This is a genomic window from Citrobacter sp. Cpo147, assembly GCF_030332405.1.
GTDB classification, from domain to species: Bacteria; Pseudomonadota; Gammaproteobacteria; order Enterobacterales; family Enterobacteriaceae; genus Citrobacter; species Citrobacter portucalensis.
This window is the reverse complement of the sequence record NZ_JAOWHX010000023.1, coordinates 1-14,879: the sequence shown is the minus strand read 5'-3', so window position 1 is coordinate 14,879 and position 14,879 is coordinate 1. Positions and strand designations below refer to the sequence as shown.

The window sequence follows — 14,879 nt, the reverse complement described above, 5'->3', positions numbered from 1 at the left end:
TGACCTGCCCCCACGATTAGATACAACACTCAGTTAGTAACGTCGGAATCTTCATTCTCAGAATGACCCTTTCTCCAGCCCGCTGCAAATTCAGACGGTGTCTGATAATTCAGCGTGGAGTGCGGGCGGCATTCGTTATAATCCTGCCGCCAGTCATTAATAATTTTCCTGGCATGAACGATATCGCTGAACCAGTGCTCATTCAAACATTCATCGCGAAATCGTCCGTTAAAGCTCTCAATATATCCGTTCTGCGTTGGCTTGCCCGGCTGGATTAAGCGCAACTCAACACCATGCTCAAAGGCCCATTGATCCAGTGCACGGCAAGTGAACTCCGGCCCCTGGTCAGTTCTTATCGTCGCCGGATAGCCTCGAAACAGTGCAATGCTGTCCAGAATACGCGTGACCTGAACGCCTGAAATCCCAAAGGCAACAGTGACCGTCAGGCATTCCTTTGTGAAATCATCGACGCAGGTAAGACACTTGATCCTGCGACCGGTGGAAAGTGCGTCCATGACGAAATCCATCGACCAGGTCAGATTGGGCGCCGCCGGACGGAGCAGCGGCAGACGTTCTGTTGCCAGCCCTTTACGACGTCTTCTGCGTTTTACGCCCAGGCCACTGAGGTGATAAAGCCGGTACACGCGCTTATGATTAACATGAAGCCCTTCACGGCGCAGCAACTGCCAAATACGACGGTAGCCAAAACGCCTGCGCTCCAGTGCCAGCTCAGTGATGCGCCCTGATAAATGCGCATCAGCAGCCGGACGGTGAGCCTCATAGCGGCAGGTCGACAGGGATAAACCTGTAAGCCTGCAGGCACGACGTTGCGACAGACCGGTCGCATCACACATCAACATCACGGCTTCCCGCTTCTGGTCTGTCGTCAGTACTTTCGCCCAAGAGCCACCTGAAGCGCCTCTTTATCCAGCATGGCTTCGGCAAGCAGCTTCTTGAGTCTGGCGTTCTCTTCCTCAAGCGACTTCAGGCGCTTAACTTCAGGCACCTCCATACTGCCATACTTCTTACGCCAGGTGTAAAACGTGGCATCGGAAATGGCATGCTTGCGGCAGAGTTCACGGGCGGGTACCCCAGCTTCGGCTTCGCGGAGAATACTGATGATCTGTTCGTCGGAAAAACGCTTCTTCATGGGGATGTCCTCATGTGGCTTATGAAGACATTACTAACATCGGGGTGTACTAATCAACGGGGAGCAGGTCACGCTTCCCAACCCGTTATTTCATCGTGCCAAACTGTTTGTTCTTCAGTGCATATAGTCGGTCGAACTCAGCATAGGGCTCTCCCGTTTCAGCTGCGTGCCGGGTTTTAGCGTCCAGAAGGCCGGGCAAAGGGATTCCATGACTCAGTGAGTGGTAAAGATCATAACCACTGACACAGATAACACGCTTCCCTTTACCAAAAGCCGTCAGACCTTCAGGCGTAAACCCCATCCAACTGATAAAAACACCGCGTGTCCAGGTTGCCTTGGTACTGAGCTTTCCTTCAAATACATGGAGATCGGCAGCCGACGTTCTTTTCTGATGCCACTTTGCCTCTATCAGGTAAAATTCATCATTCAGTCGGAAACTTCCGTCAATCTGTTCGCCTGTGTTTCGGAAAGACGAACGGGGAGCGAGCTTAAAGATACTGAACAGTTCAGCAAGCCAGGCTTCAAACCGAAAACCACGTGGATGTGGCGGCAGAGATTTCATCTCGTTCATTTCAGCGATAAGTGAAGGCCAGTCAACACCATGCCATGCCTGGACAGGCTTTACGCCTTTGGCTTCATCGGTGCCAGCGTTTTCTAAGCGGGAAATCAGTGCAAGATAGTCATTACGGCTTTGTTCAGCCTGTTCAGGCATGGATTCCGTTTTATACTGCCAGACAGCGCCAAGAACCCGCAGAGCGGTCTCACGATCAGCCTGTTTCAGCAAGCATCTAACTCGTTTGGCCTTTGACGTCCCCTCTTCCTGATAACGTTCATCATCAATATCAATGTTTAGTTCTTCATCAAAAAAAGCAGACAAGGTGCGGTTAGAGAAATCAAGTATCCAGCCAGGATCGCTCTCAAACACGAGATTAAACAGCCTCAAATCCTGCATTTTCAGTTTCACGCCTACCTCCTTTTTTTCACAGTATAACGGGATGAAAGTGGAGGAGGAAATGAGTCAGCACCTGTACACCAGCATTAGCGTGTCCCGCTATTGGCAGAACGCGGCCAAACTAACTGAGCAGAAGGTCCACTGTGAGCGAGGAGCGGACGTTGGCAGCTATTGTTGATCTCGCGATGTTTTTTTTTAAAATAGCATGCCGAATAAAATCAGCTCTTTTCAGGCGGCCAAATTCAGTGTGCCACTTCAGTTCAATGAAGAGGAACTTCCGTATACTCTTTACGAAGTTAATACAACATGGCGCAATCGTTCAGAAGGAAAAACGGAGAAACGTTGTTTTCTTTATTTCTGGGCAAATGACACTGAAAACGATTACCGTCGTTACATTCGAGTATTTGATGAATGTGAAAAAAATCTGATGCAATTAGTAAGTTAAAGAAAAAACACAATATTAACTAATTAACGCCCATAAAATAAGCGCCTCTACGGGCGCTTTTCTTTGTGAGGGAGGTACTTAATTTATCACCCCCGGAGGATCCTGTTCAGGAAGTACCTTTTAACTTCGGGTTTAAGGAGAGAACTGAACTCCCACGCAAGTGCATAGCCTCCATCACCGCCTGCTTCATTTTCGAAACCACAAGTCTGGAAATAGCTGACGTGATTATCCAATAGGTATTCATGCACCTCGACAAAAAAATCCTCGAAATTTACATCGTAATAACACTCTGACAGGCGTTGTGACTCCATGTGACGCGCCCGCTTTGTCTGACCGTTTTCGGCGCAGAACACACCATCGAGATAGTTTATAGCGCTTTTTTCAATGCTTTTGAGCTGTGCTTCCGTTGTGCTTTGCTGGCACTGAAAGGCGCAGAACAGGTAGAAATTAGGGTTGTTGGTGCCGTATGAGCGGGATGTTAAATCGCCCATCGTAATTCCTACTTTCGCAAAGCCGAGGTCTCGGCTGTCAGCACCCACGTAAAACCATTTGTTGGGAGACTCAAAGTTCAACTTATCACGTTCCATGACTGCTGCCATTTTATAGTCGTCATCAGGAATTTGCAGGTCGTACATCTGTTGTGGCTTTTTCATGGTTCCCTCTATGCATTGTTGTTTGAAGTCTAATCAAAGTAAAAAACTGCCTGATATAACAAAATTTAAATCAGCGCAGGAAGGTGCCAACGATCACCAGATCGTCAACGGGTTTGCGCGCCAGCCAGATGTAACCCTGGCGGTCGAAGCGCTCCCAGATTTGCTCAAAGGTCTAGCCAGGTGGCTGGGCGCACTGGTTATGTCAAACCGACGGGCCATGAACTGGTCCGGGAAGTCTATGGGATTATCGTAGACCGTCCAAAGTTCAAGATTTGTCGATGTGTCAGTTACCATTCTGCTTCGAACTCGCCTTCGCGCAGTTCGCACTTGCCCTCAATAATTTCCCACGCATGAGTCATGCCCATATTCATCAACTCAATGGTACGCTCGCGGTCATCGGAATAAGCGCCAACAAATATGACGTATTCCAATTTAGGTTCTCCAAATTCAGGCGAGCAGCCGAAATCATGGAAAGCAGCTTGCCATTGAGTACCTTCTTCATCTGGCATATGGAAAAGTTGCATAGGGCGTTCACCTGGTTCGAACTCAATAAAGCTCGCTGAACCAGCCGGGGAAGTGAGCACCCGAGCATGGCCATCAAAAAAATAATTGCTGGCGCTTCTCAATCCTTCCACATAAAACAACCGGCCATCTGATAGTTGTTTCAAGACCAGATACACCTCACGTCGCTGAATACTCATTATTATTCCTGTGGTTATGGGCATTGAAGGATATTAAGTATGCCCATGCGTAAACCTGGGAGAAAGCAAAAGAGGTATAGCCTGCAGAAGAAATTTTCATTTATTTGACCGATGCCCCGATCTCGATCATTTTGGCCACAACCTTGTCCAGTTTCACGTTACTCAGCGTCAACGTCGCCAAGCATTGGCGCCAGGGCGATCACATCCACGTCATTATTGCGGGTAGGCAAGAGTGTTCACGTGAGTCGTCTGGCAGGTCGAGTCGTGGAGTGACACTACAAAATGCATTGATGCGGAAACATCTGACAGAACAATCGAAAACTTGACCTGCTCCCTTATTGTTTGATTCAGGGTAAATTAAGCAACTTCCGCTCCCGGCAAAGAGCGGGCGAACTCATCGAGCATAAAGTCCGCTGTGAGCGAAAAGCGGACGCCCGCATAGCGTAAACAGGCGTCTGATATTTTGATATGGATTGATGACTTAACCCCTTCCCCGCTTCGTCAATGACTTTCTCGTCATTATCTTTGGTAAATGATCCTTTTGCCTTTCCGGTAGAATACTCAGCATTATTTCTGAAGAGCGGCAAAGACGAGTGCCTTGCCATGAGTTCACCATAATTTCATCTGCGCCCGTGCGGCGAACCAGATCCCTGAGCCCGTCACGGACGACCTCCGGTTTGCCCCATACGGATTCACGCAGCTGATAATATTTTGCGGTCAGTTCATCAGCGGTATCACTAGTCATTGCCCGTGAGCGGGTCATGGGGGCCATAACGACGCGGTTTACCAGGTCAGTATCACCGGTCTGAAACGGGGTAAATAATTTTTCCATTTTTATCTCCTTTGCTGGAGGAAATATGATGGTCTCAGCTACGGAATAAAAAAACAGTAGTCTGTTCCGAACTGAGTAGACATAATTTCTACATTTAGTGTTCTCCTGGTATTAAACCGAAATATTTGATTGTAGGCGATGTCTTACGTAGAGATAAAGCCTGCTGCAAAAGTGATGAAGACTCAGTATGTTCTCTTCTAATACAAAGCAGACGCCCATTCTCATGCAGACGCTTTGTTCTTGTCTCGCTAGCAACCAAATCGCTTGCTCCACAACTATGATTGCTTATTAGCGTTTTCATCAAAAAACAAATCAAAATAAATTGATTTTATGAATTCTCTATCGGAGTCTATATGGTCAGCGCGATTTGCATGCTCTAATGTTTCAATTGCCAGAGTGTGCGCGGCATCAGCAAACATCTCAGGCCAACCCGTACTCAGCATAGATAGCCCTTTGAGCACTCTTATCTGAATCTCTCTCATACTGGCACCATCGCGTGCGACAGGTGAGAAAAAGTCTTCCAGGAGATCGTTGTTCTGAAGTGGCGCAACGTGTACTGAAGGATAGGTCACTTCAATTTCATGAGACTTATTCTGCGCGTAAGCAGAAAGTATACGAACACCTCTGCCAATGACATCGATTGCGGTTCCAGGATCGTTCACTGCGGGTGAAAGGGCTCTGCAGGCTATTTCGGCCATGACGCTAAGACAAAATCGGGGATCCTGAGCAAATGAACGCACATCCGAGACAATGATCGTCTCAAGTAAATCGGCGCAGATTGATGACTCCTGGCCCTGACTCAGGTACAAAGCTGGCATGGACGGATGAATGAAACTGCCTGGTTGCGCCACAAGGTATACATGACGAGGATCATTGGCCAGCAGCTTGCTGAGTTTCTCCATATCAATATATTCAACATAGCCAATCTTCTTCGGATAAACTGCAACCGTTCCTTTCGGCTGTTCATAGCTCTCAAGCCATGGATATCCGCCGAGACAGGGATTTCTGGCTCTCGCAATAAATGTTTCGATGGCCGCCTGTTCTACTTTTGCTGTTGTCTCACCGACCCTCCCCAGAGAGGTCAAATGCTGTATCCAACGAAGCAATGTGATGAGGATGAGGGCAATGACAACGAGTGTGACAATGAATAAAATGACTCTTCCCCTTTCTCCGTAGGCTCCCATATTGAGGGCAATAATTCCTACCAGACTGAAGAGAAAGGAACCAATGAAGGTGGCCAGTACATTTTGTGTGGTTACGTCTTCCACAACTAAACGCGTTGCTCTGGGAGTAACATTAGTAGTGGCTGAACCGTAGGCTGTGACCATGATACTCAGCGAAAATGTGGTCACTGCCAGCATACTCGATGCCAGTATGTTCAGAATGTTATCAACTGCTTCCGCACCAACCTTCACTGAAACCGACTCAGGAATCATTGATTTAAAAAGAATAGATAAAAGAGCCGTTATTATCGCGACAATTGCGAATAACGTAGCTCTGAACCAGAGTTTCTTAAATGTTTGCTTCAGAATCCATTGCCAGCGTGAAATCATTCTGCATTCCCTCGTATTGCGGTCGGGATAAATAATTGCCGCCCCCTAGGACGGCATTTTGCTATCAACGAACCAGGTGCAGGAAGTGCAGGTGTTTTTCGTACTGGTCCAGTATGTCATTAATCAACTGTTCCTGATTCCAGCCCATCACATCATAATTTTGACCGCCTTCTTTGAGATAAACCTCAGCGCGATAATATCGATGTTGGTCAGTCTGCTGCTCATCATTATCCATTGCGGCGAGCGCGAAGGTGGGTGAGCTATACCCGCGAAGCCTCACTTCATATATAAAATTCAGCTCGTTGCCCAAATCCACTTCAAGACGAATACGATCGTCGGCTGCGTCACTAATGTGGCTTATCGTCCCCTGCTTGTTCAGTTCTTCCTGAACCGGCGTCATGGCAGGCTGGATAATGTCGTCCATAAAACGTTTCACAAGAGATCGTTTCGGCAGATACGCGATATTGCGTAACCTTCTCTGCCAGGGAATTGGGTTACGTGCAGCCGTAGGAGCAATAGTCGCCATGCTCAGGCTTTCACGCTTAGTCAAATCTCGACGCAGGGCTTTTAACAGCCCGTATATGGATATCAGCAAGATCACGGAGAAGGGTAATGCACTTGCTATTGTCACCGTTTGCAGCGCGCTCAGCCCTCCCGCAAGGAGAAGCGCAATTGCAACAACTCCCATGAGCGATGCCCAGAAGATTCGCTGCCAGACGGGTGTGTTTGCCACCCCACCTGATGCCAGAGTATCTACAACCATTGCCCCCGAGTCAGCAGATGTGACAAAGAAGACGATGACCATAGCCATTGCAATAAATGACAGCACGGAGGAGAACGGGAAATGCTCCAGGAAATTGAACAAGGCCAGCGAGACATCCTGTTGGACGGTATTGGCGAGATCGGTCGCCCCCTGGTTCATAATGAGATAGATTGCGCTGTTACCAAACACCGTCATCCACATGAGCGTAAAGCCGGCCGGAACAAACAGCACACCGGTGACAAATTCGCGAATGGTTCGGCCGCGTGAGACCCGTGCGATAAACATCCCCACAAATGGCGACCATGAAAGCCACCATCCCCAGTACAGTAATGTCCAGCCCCCCAGCCAGTTGCTCGACTTAGGTTCATATGCGTAAAGATTGAACGTTTTACTCACCAGTTCCGAAAGATAACCGCCGGTATTTTCCACAAATGACTTCAGCAGAAGCACAGTTGGCCCCAGACACAGGACCAGCGCCAGGAGCAACAACGCGAGGCCCAAATTGAGCTCAGACAGGATACGTATTCCCTTGTCTAGGCCGGTCACCACAGAAATCGTCGCTAACCCCGTGATGGCCACGATCAGAATGACCTGCACCGTTTCATTAATGGGCACCCCGAATAGGTGGTTCAAACCGGCATTCACCTGCAAAACACCGTAACCCAGCGATGTTGCAACGCCAAAGACCGTACCTATAACGGCAAAAATATCAACCGCATGGCCTATAGGTCCGTATATGCGATCGCCAATAATGGGATAGAGTGCAGAACGCAGCGTTAAAGGTAGACCGTGGCGGTAACTGAAAAAGGCCAGAATCAGCGCTACAATGGCATATATTGCCCAGGCATGCAGACCCCAGTGGAAGAAGGTCAGCCGCATTGCTTCCTTCGCTGCCGCAACAGTCTCTGGGGCGCCAACGGGAGGTGAGAGATAATGCATCACCGGTTCAGCAACGCCAAAGAACATCAGGCCGATCCCCATCCCTGCCGAAAAAAGCATCGCAAACCAGGAGTGATAGCTGAAATCAGGTTGCGCATGGTCCGGACCCAGCTTGATATCACCGTAGCGTGAGAGTCCCAGAAACGTGACACTCAATAAAATCAGGGCCACAGCAAGGATGTAGAACCAGCTTGCATTCGTGAAGATTTGTTGCTGAAGTAGTTTGAAATTTTTGTCAGCAACATCCGGGAATGCAGCGGCAAAAGCGACAAGAAGAAAAATTAACAAAGCAGATGTAAAGAATACAGCTTTGTTAATCTGGCTGTGAGACTTCTTTGGGATTGTTTCATTTTCACTCATAATCATTTATTCCATTGATTTAAATCCGTATTGGATAATGCTTACCACCTCTTACAGAGTAGCAAAATTCAACTGACTATGCGGCGTGAATCGAGCACATGGTGTGATGAGTGCCGATACAAATCATCCTATAATCGAAGGAGTTCTTTGTTAATCAGCCTGCCACTTCTTGGGTATTTAATTTGCATATTCTGTACCAGAGCTGGGATATACGTTAAGTGAAGTATATTAGACACGAATTACCAGCTTCTGCTTTTGGCACATAGCCGCCCCACATACAGGCAACGCTACTGGTCCTTATGGCATGTAATTATACCCGACTGAAACACATATTATTTCTGTGAACACTTCCCCAACGGCAATCTTTCCCCTTAAGACCAGAATCAGACCGTAAAGCCTGCTCTTTCTGCATTTCCCGTCTTAATTCATACCATGTGGCACCAGCATTCCCTTCGCCATGCCAGAAAATCAACTCAACCATAAAAAGCGCCGTGCCGGGGATGGGTCAACCCTGACGTTCTTTACACCAGTCACAGGAGGTAATATGTCCAGCCCGAAACGCTTCCGTTTTACTAATCAGCTCATTAAATCCCTGCCCCCTAACACATCCGATGCACGCAGTACCGATGCCGAATACAGCGACACCGAGATTTCCGGCCTCAAGTGTCTGGTCAGCAGAAGAGAAGGTCGTAAAAAGTTTTTGCTACGCTACCTTTATCATGGACGAAAACGCGCCATCGCCATTGGTCACTGGCCTGAAGTGGACGTCAATCTTGCTCGTCAGATTGCCATAGAACACAAACGTTCCCTTGCCACCGGCACTGACCCTAAGCAGGAGCGTGAAAACAAGAGAATGGAGCTGACGTTCGATGAACTCTTTAATCAGCATTATCTGCCATGGGCAAAATCCGCTAAACGCAGTTGGGGAAAGGATGTTCAGCGCTACCGCGATCATATCCGTCCCGCCATTGGTCAGAGGCTGCTGAGCGATATCACACCAGCGAGCATTCTGCGCCTTCAGCAGACGTTAAGTACTTCCCTGTCAGCGGCTACCTGTAACCGTGTCATCGTACTCATTAAAGCCGTCTTTACATGGGCCGGAAGGCAAAGCATGACCTCTGTTCATCCGGCAAGGGTGGTACAGCTACTCAGGGAGAACAACGCCCGACAGCGTTATTTTACCGAGGACGAAATTCGTCGTATTTTTCTCTCCGCCGATAACGATACCAGCCCTGTAGCTGCCCGCTATGTCAAACTGCTGTTACTGACCGGCCTTCGTCGTGATGAGCTGCGTCTGGCTAAGTGGGAGCATGTTGACCCGGTTAAACGCACCCTGTGGCTCCCGGAAACCAAGAATGGCTATGGACGGATTGTTCACCTTAACTCACTGGCGATGGACGTAATCAGAACGCTGCCAACGCAGCGGGGAAATCCGTGGTTGTTTATTGGTAAAAAACAGGGAATGCCGCTGAGTAACCCGGTTAAAGCCTTTCAGCGTATCGTGCGTCGGGCGGGAATTTTCGACAAGGAAGTGTGTATTCATACCTGCCGCCATTCGGTTGCCGCCCTCATCGTGTCCTACGGCGGAACACTGTATGACGTTCAGGCTCAACTGGGGCACCGCAGCAGTCAGTCTTCACAACGGTATGCGCATCTTCATCCTCAGCGCTTACAGAACACCAGTCAGTTACTGGCGGAAAGGATAACGGCTCAGCTACCGTCCTTGTGATAACAGAAAAGCAGAGGCAAGTGCCCCTGCTTTTTTTTTACTGTTCAGCCATCAGTCAGAACGGGATGGCCCCATATTCTTCATCCGGCACCCGGTTATCATCAAATCTGTTATAGAGTTCACGTGCTCGTTCACGCGCGACGTTAACGGGCATACGTGGAAATGTGCCGAGGGGTTCATAATAGCAGGCCCCTTGAAGCGTATAACGAGCCAGGAATTTAATCTTACCGTTGGCAATGACGGCCCGGAGCGCCGGCTCACTGCCATCGAAGATTTCACGAGAAATGTCGTGATACAGGCACTCCGCCAGTGTGTTAACCAGAGCGTAATCATTGAATGAGGTTTTTTCTTCATTTTCGCTGCTGATAGCGTGAGGAAAACCGTCATAGTACTGGTCTGATTCAAAAATCATACATCACCTTCTATTCGTTGTTATTCAGTCAAAATGGTTTTATTCAGGGTTAAAATTCGGTCATCACATTGCATTTCAGAAACGCTTTTTTGACCTGGTAGTAAGACTGCGCCATCGTCTTCAGCGCTCTTTTTTTATAGTGTCCGGCACTTTCGCCAAGCAGATAACCGGAACGCTCTAACGGTCTGGCCACATCAACGGTCTTAAGTCCCTTTTCAGAACAGAGCTTTTCAAACACCGATTCATAAATCAGGAAGTCGCCGGTTTTGTAATGGACGAATCCCCACATATCTCCCGGGCATCGGGCATGTTCGTCACGCAGGGTGATAAAGTGCCTGCTGCTTTTTGTCACCAGCGTCAGCTGAAGCTCCTCCAGCATGTTACGCACCGGGTTATACTGATTCTGGTTATCATCCAGCCAGCGTCGTGCAGCGGACATAACGGATTCAGCCACCGCATCGCTTTCGAAAGGTAAAAGGCCATATTTCAGCGCCTTCTCTCCTGCCAGCCATACCAGCGCAAATCTTTTCAGTCCGCGCCGCTGAACGCGGGTAATATCACGCCCCTCATCCCTCAGGGCCTCTTCCAGTGCGTTACAGCAATCATCTGTCTGTTCCTGGAGCCAGGATGAAAACTCTGCGTAGGTGCGAAGACCGCCAGCCGTATTTTTCCCGGATAACAGTTTGCCGATAAATGCAGGCCCGGCATGACCATAAGCCTCTGCCAGCCCCGTCTTCAGTGCATCTGCACGGGCACGTGTTTCTGATACCGGTTCATCCGGTTTTTGAGCATCCTCAGGCAACAGTTCCATACTGATGGCCCTGTGCTCCTGCCCTCCCTGTAACACGGCTTTCTGTTCAGCCAGCTTTTCGGAGATTGACATCTCACCGGTGGAGAGAATAAACATGCGCCATTTAAACGGCTCATCTGCCGTCAGGCCACGGTTCAGGCGCTCTTTTGCCGTACCTGACGTAATGTTGTAAAGCAGTGAGGAAAGTTGCTTATGATTACTCGCACCCAGTTCATCGACGCAGGCGACCAGACCGGAATAGTCAGCGAGAAGGCGCTCCATCGCGTTAGGCGTGGTATTCCAGCGAATAATATTTACATTCCCCCCACTACCCGGCTCGCTGCCATCACCATGGACCGATGCAGCCAGCATCAGGAGAAGCGTTTTACCGGTGGTGGATACGCCGTGAAAATGAAACATGCCCACATCCATACCGGCAGGAACCAGAAGCATCGAAGCAAAGGACGCACTCAGCGCAAAGGTCTGCGCCCAGCCATGGGCATTTTCCCGGATGAGGTTAATCCACTCCTCCAGAGCCCCGCCTTTGTGCAGTCCGGGACGCACGCGGAATCCCGGCAGCAGATAATCAAACCCGGTCAGAGAGGTCACAACGGGCTCATGACCATGTAAAAAGGCCATATCCTCCGAAACGAATCCCATTGCATCTGCCATCAGATAGACAGGCAGCGGTAAACTCCGGCAGCTCTGAATAAAACGGTCAAAAAGAGCAAGCTGCTGTGGAGAGGGGCCAACACAAAATCCACGACCTGCCAGTCTGCCCATAACCTGAGCACCACCCTGAACAATATCCTCAAAGCTCACCTGGGCCTTAACATACTTACCCAGCCCGTTACCGGTCATCAGGCTGATCCCAAGACCGGACTCCTTATCTTTTCCACAAAACAGGGCGACAGGCACAACTGGCGTGGTGCAAACCTGCACAGGTTTCTGTCCACCGATGTAGAAAAGGCCATCAGCCGTATTCACATAATGCCGTGGCAGCCCATCACCAATACCGAGTGAAGCGATATCATCTTCACCGACCTCAGTGTTTTCAGCACGCCTGATAATTGCTTCCGACATTTTGTTGAAATTTTTATCGCGGTCAGCAAAAGCGCGAATACGCTTAATCCCGGAAACCTTAGGAACATTAATTGTCACTTTTTTATTCATGTGTATTACCATCAAATTACGCCACCGTCAGAAAACGGGTGACATTTGAACCCTAGTTAAAAGCCATGTCGTTGAATGCAGGTTGTTACCCCATCGCCCGATTAACGACTTCGTGATAACGCGCCGGGGAAGCGTGCAAGTAAAGTTCCGTTACTTTTATCGTGCTGTGACCCAGTAAGTCTTTGACGGTGTGAATGTCGGCCCCGCTCTCAATGAGCTTTGTCGCAAAGGTATGTCGCATCTCATGGATGGTGAACGGTGGAATACCCGCAGCCTCACAAAGCCGTTTTTGCAGGCGACGCGGCTCAGAAACCGGATTGTCGGTCCCCTTGCCCGGAAATACCCAGCCTTCATCACCCAGATGCTGACGCTGTTCTGTCAGAAGAACGAAAGCCTTATCACATACCGGTACGCGGCGGAGTTTGCCGTTTTTGGTGTGGCGAAGGGTGATAACTTTGCGGCTCCAGTCCACATCTTCAAGACGAAGGTGACGGGTTTCCCCCAGACGCAGCCCCGTCAGGGCAAGGAACATGAGCAGAGCAAGGCCTTCATGATCGGGTTTACCATTACGCCAGCACTCACAGACTTCCATCCAGCGCTGAAGCTGGGAGTCATCCATGGCGCGGCGATCTGACGTTACTTCAGGCAGCGCTTTGATATAAAGCGCCGGAGAGCGGCTGATGTATCCCATGCGTATTGCCCTGGTAAACACCGCTTTAATGAGCGCCAGATGGCGATTGCGGGTGGCTGGCTTGAGATCGAGATTATGCAGATAGCTCAGAATATCTGCCTCCGTCATACCTGCCAGCTTTTTGGCACCGAGAAGAGGGCGCAGGTATTTACGGATCTTAGAAAGATCGGTGTTAGCTGAACGCTTAACGCCCGTGCTGAGTACGCTTTTCTCATACTCATCCACAAGCTCATTAAACGTCATTTTACTGTGAGTAAGAAAACGCTCACCATAAGTCTCAACGGAAGCCTTAAGCTCCTGAATTATTTTAAAGGCATGCTCCCTTGCGTTATTAATGGAAAATTCAGGGTAACTTCCTACGGAAACGTAAACATTTTTTCCGCGAATACTTTTGCGGACAATAAACTTAATGCGTCCGGATGAGTGGAATATAGCCTTAAGCCCGGTACATTTTGTATCGCTGGCTTCGATAGTCCGGCCAGTTTGTACTGCACGGATTTTATATTCATCAAGAAAGGCTTTAGTAAAAACACCTCCAGTATTTTTAGGTGCAACCTCTGAATATTCTATAGCATTAGATACTCCTTGGTCGGAATATCCATGAATCTCCACATCTACATTGAAGGAATTTTTATGAGCAGCAGCGATGCTCTTTTCATCCAGCGCTTGCGTTATTTTATTTAAAGGGTAATTAACATCCATAATATGTACATGGTCCTCTGAAAATTCAGATGATAATGAGTAAGTTAATATGTCGGCCAACAATGGGATAAGCTTATTTATTCGTGACATCACTTTCAAGCCCATGAAAAATCAGCTCTTACATGCCCATTGACATTTAATACTCAAGTCAGAAAGACCATGATGATTCATCAAGAGTACTCCTGCTCAGGGAAAAGTGAAAATAGCGTTAAACCATATAAAAAAATTGTGTTCCGGATGCGTCGCCCAAAGTAAGTCAACTTTTGGGTAATGACTCCAACTTATTGATAGTGTTTTATGTTCAGATAATGCCCGATGACTTTGTCATGCAGCTCCACCGATTTTGAGAACGACAGCGACTTCCGTCCCAGCCGTGCCAGGTGCTGCCTCAGATTCAGGTTATGCCGCTCAATTCGCTGCGTATATCGCTTGCTGATTACGTGCAGCTTTCCCTTCAGGCGGGATTCATACAGCGGCCAGCCATCCGTCATCCATATCACCACGTCAAAGGGTGACAGCAGGCTCATAAGACGCCCCAGCGTCGCCATAGTGCGTTCACCGAATACGTGCGCAACAACCGTCTTCCGGAGCCTGTCATACGCGTAAAACAGCCAGCGCTGGCGCGATTTAGCCCCGACATAGCCCCACTGTTCGTCCATTTCCGCGCAGACGATGACGTCACTGCCCGGCTGTATGCGCGAGGTTACCGACTGCGGCCTGAGTTTTTTAAGTGACGTAAAATCGTGTTGAGGCCAACGCCCATAATGCGGGCGGTTGCCCGGCATCCAACACCATTCATGGCCATATCAATGATTTTCTGGTGCGTACCGGGTTGAGAAGCGGTGTAAGTGAACTGCAGTTGCCATGTTTTACGGCAGTGAGAGCAGAGATAGCGCTGATGTCCGGCAGTGCTTTTGCCGTTACGCACCACCCCGTCAGTAGCTGAACAGGAGGGACAGCTGATAGAAACAGAAGCCACTGGAGCACCTCAAAAACACCATCATACACTAAATCAGTAAGTTGGCAGCATCACC

11 protein-coding genes and 1 pseudogene are annotated in these 14,879 nt (G+C 48.9%); 1 reads left to right on the top strand and 11 read right to left on the bottom strand.

Annotated elements, in window-relative coordinates; genetic code table 11:
* Window positions 1-29: 29 nt before the first annotated feature.
* From OGY06_RS00420 to OGY06_RS00390, 7 genes and pseudogenes are all read right to left on the bottom strand, one after another.
* Window positions 30-1,150, bottom strand: a protein-coding gene (locus OGY06_RS00420; RefSeq protein WP_103015411.1) for an IS3-like element ISSen4 family transposase whose coding sequence is annotated in 2 segments (ribosomal slippage) — window positions 30-892 and window positions 892-1,150 — 1,122 coding nt in all. Because the reading frame shifts where the segments join, the coding sequence is not laid out codon by codon here.
* 85 nt (window positions 1,151-1,235) lie between these two features.
* Entirely contained in the window at window positions 1,236-2,114 is an 879-nt protein-coding gene (locus OGY06_RS00415) for a restriction endonuclease (protein ID WP_042111475.1), read from the bottom strand.
* Window positions 2,115-2,633: 519 nt separating this feature from the next.
* Entirely contained in the window at window positions 2,634-3,200 is a 567-nt protein-coding gene (locus tag OGY06_RS00410) for a hypothetical protein (RefSeq protein ID WP_042111470.1), read from the bottom strand.
* Between the two features lie 287 nt (window positions 3,201-3,487).
* Window positions 3,488-3,901: a hypothetical protein gene (locus OGY06_RS00405; RefSeq protein ID WP_042111466.1), complete on the bottom strand. Its 414-nt coding sequence runs from the start codon at window positions 3,899-3,901 to the stop codon at window positions 3,488-3,490.
* Between the two features lie 688 nt (window positions 3,902-4,589).
* A pseudogene (locus OGY06_RS23185) lies at window positions 4,590-4,733 on the bottom strand (oxidoreductase); the annotation flags it as partial.
* Window positions 4,734-5,008: 275 nt separating this feature from the next.
* Complete coding sequence (locus tag OGY06_RS00395; protein ID WP_003036928.1) at window positions 5,009-6,286, bottom strand: DUF2254 domain-containing protein; 1,278 nt, start codon at window positions 6,284-6,286, stop codon at window positions 5,009-5,011.
* A gap of 64 nt (window positions 6,287-6,350) precedes the next feature.
* A complete protein-coding gene (locus tag OGY06_RS00390) occupies window positions 6,351-8,348 on the bottom strand; it encodes a BCCT family transporter (protein WP_286604437.1) in 1,998 nt (665 codons plus the stop codon).
* A 544-nt stretch (window positions 8,349-8,892) separates the two neighbouring features.
* On the opposite strand from OGY06_RS00390, the gene OGY06_RS00385 reads away from it, so the two are divergent.
* Complete coding sequence (locus OGY06_RS00385) at window positions 8,893-10,077, top strand: tyrosine-type recombinase/integrase (RefSeq protein ID WP_045332297.1); 1,185 nt, start codon at window positions 8,893-8,895, stop codon at window positions 10,075-10,077.
* Between the two features lie 55 nt (window positions 10,078-10,132).
* On the opposite strand, the gene OGY06_RS00380 is transcribed toward OGY06_RS00385, so the two are convergent.
* The 4 genes from OGY06_RS00380 to OGY06_RS00365 form a co-directional block, all read right to left on the bottom strand.
* Complete coding sequence (locus tag OGY06_RS00380; protein ID WP_053520772.1) at window positions 10,133-10,489, bottom strand: Arm DNA-binding domain-containing protein; 357 nt, start codon at window positions 10,487-10,489, stop codon at window positions 10,133-10,135.
* 49 nt (window positions 10,490-10,538) lie between these two features.
* A complete protein-coding gene (locus tag OGY06_RS00375; RefSeq protein WP_103015402.1) occupies window positions 10,539-12,452 on the bottom strand; it encodes a DUF927 domain-containing protein in 1,914 nt (637 codons plus the stop codon).
* Window positions 12,453-12,537: 85 nt separating this feature from the next.
* The gene (locus OGY06_RS00370) at window positions 12,538-13,950 is read right to left on the bottom strand and encodes a site-specific integrase (protein WP_231912277.1); all 1,413 of its coding nucleotides are present in this window, start codon (window positions 13,948-13,950) and stop codon (window positions 12,538-12,540) included.
* 176 nt (window positions 13,951-14,126) lie between these two features.
* Window positions 14,127-14,824, bottom strand: a protein-coding gene (locus tag OGY06_RS00365; RefSeq protein ID WP_103215986.1) for an IS1-like element IS1A family transposase whose coding sequence is annotated in 2 segments (ribosomal slippage) — window positions 14,127-14,575 and window positions 14,575-14,824 — 699 coding nt in all. Because the reading frame shifts where the segments join, the coding sequence is not laid out codon by codon here.
* Between the last annotated feature and the right edge of the window lie 55 nt (window positions 14,825-14,879).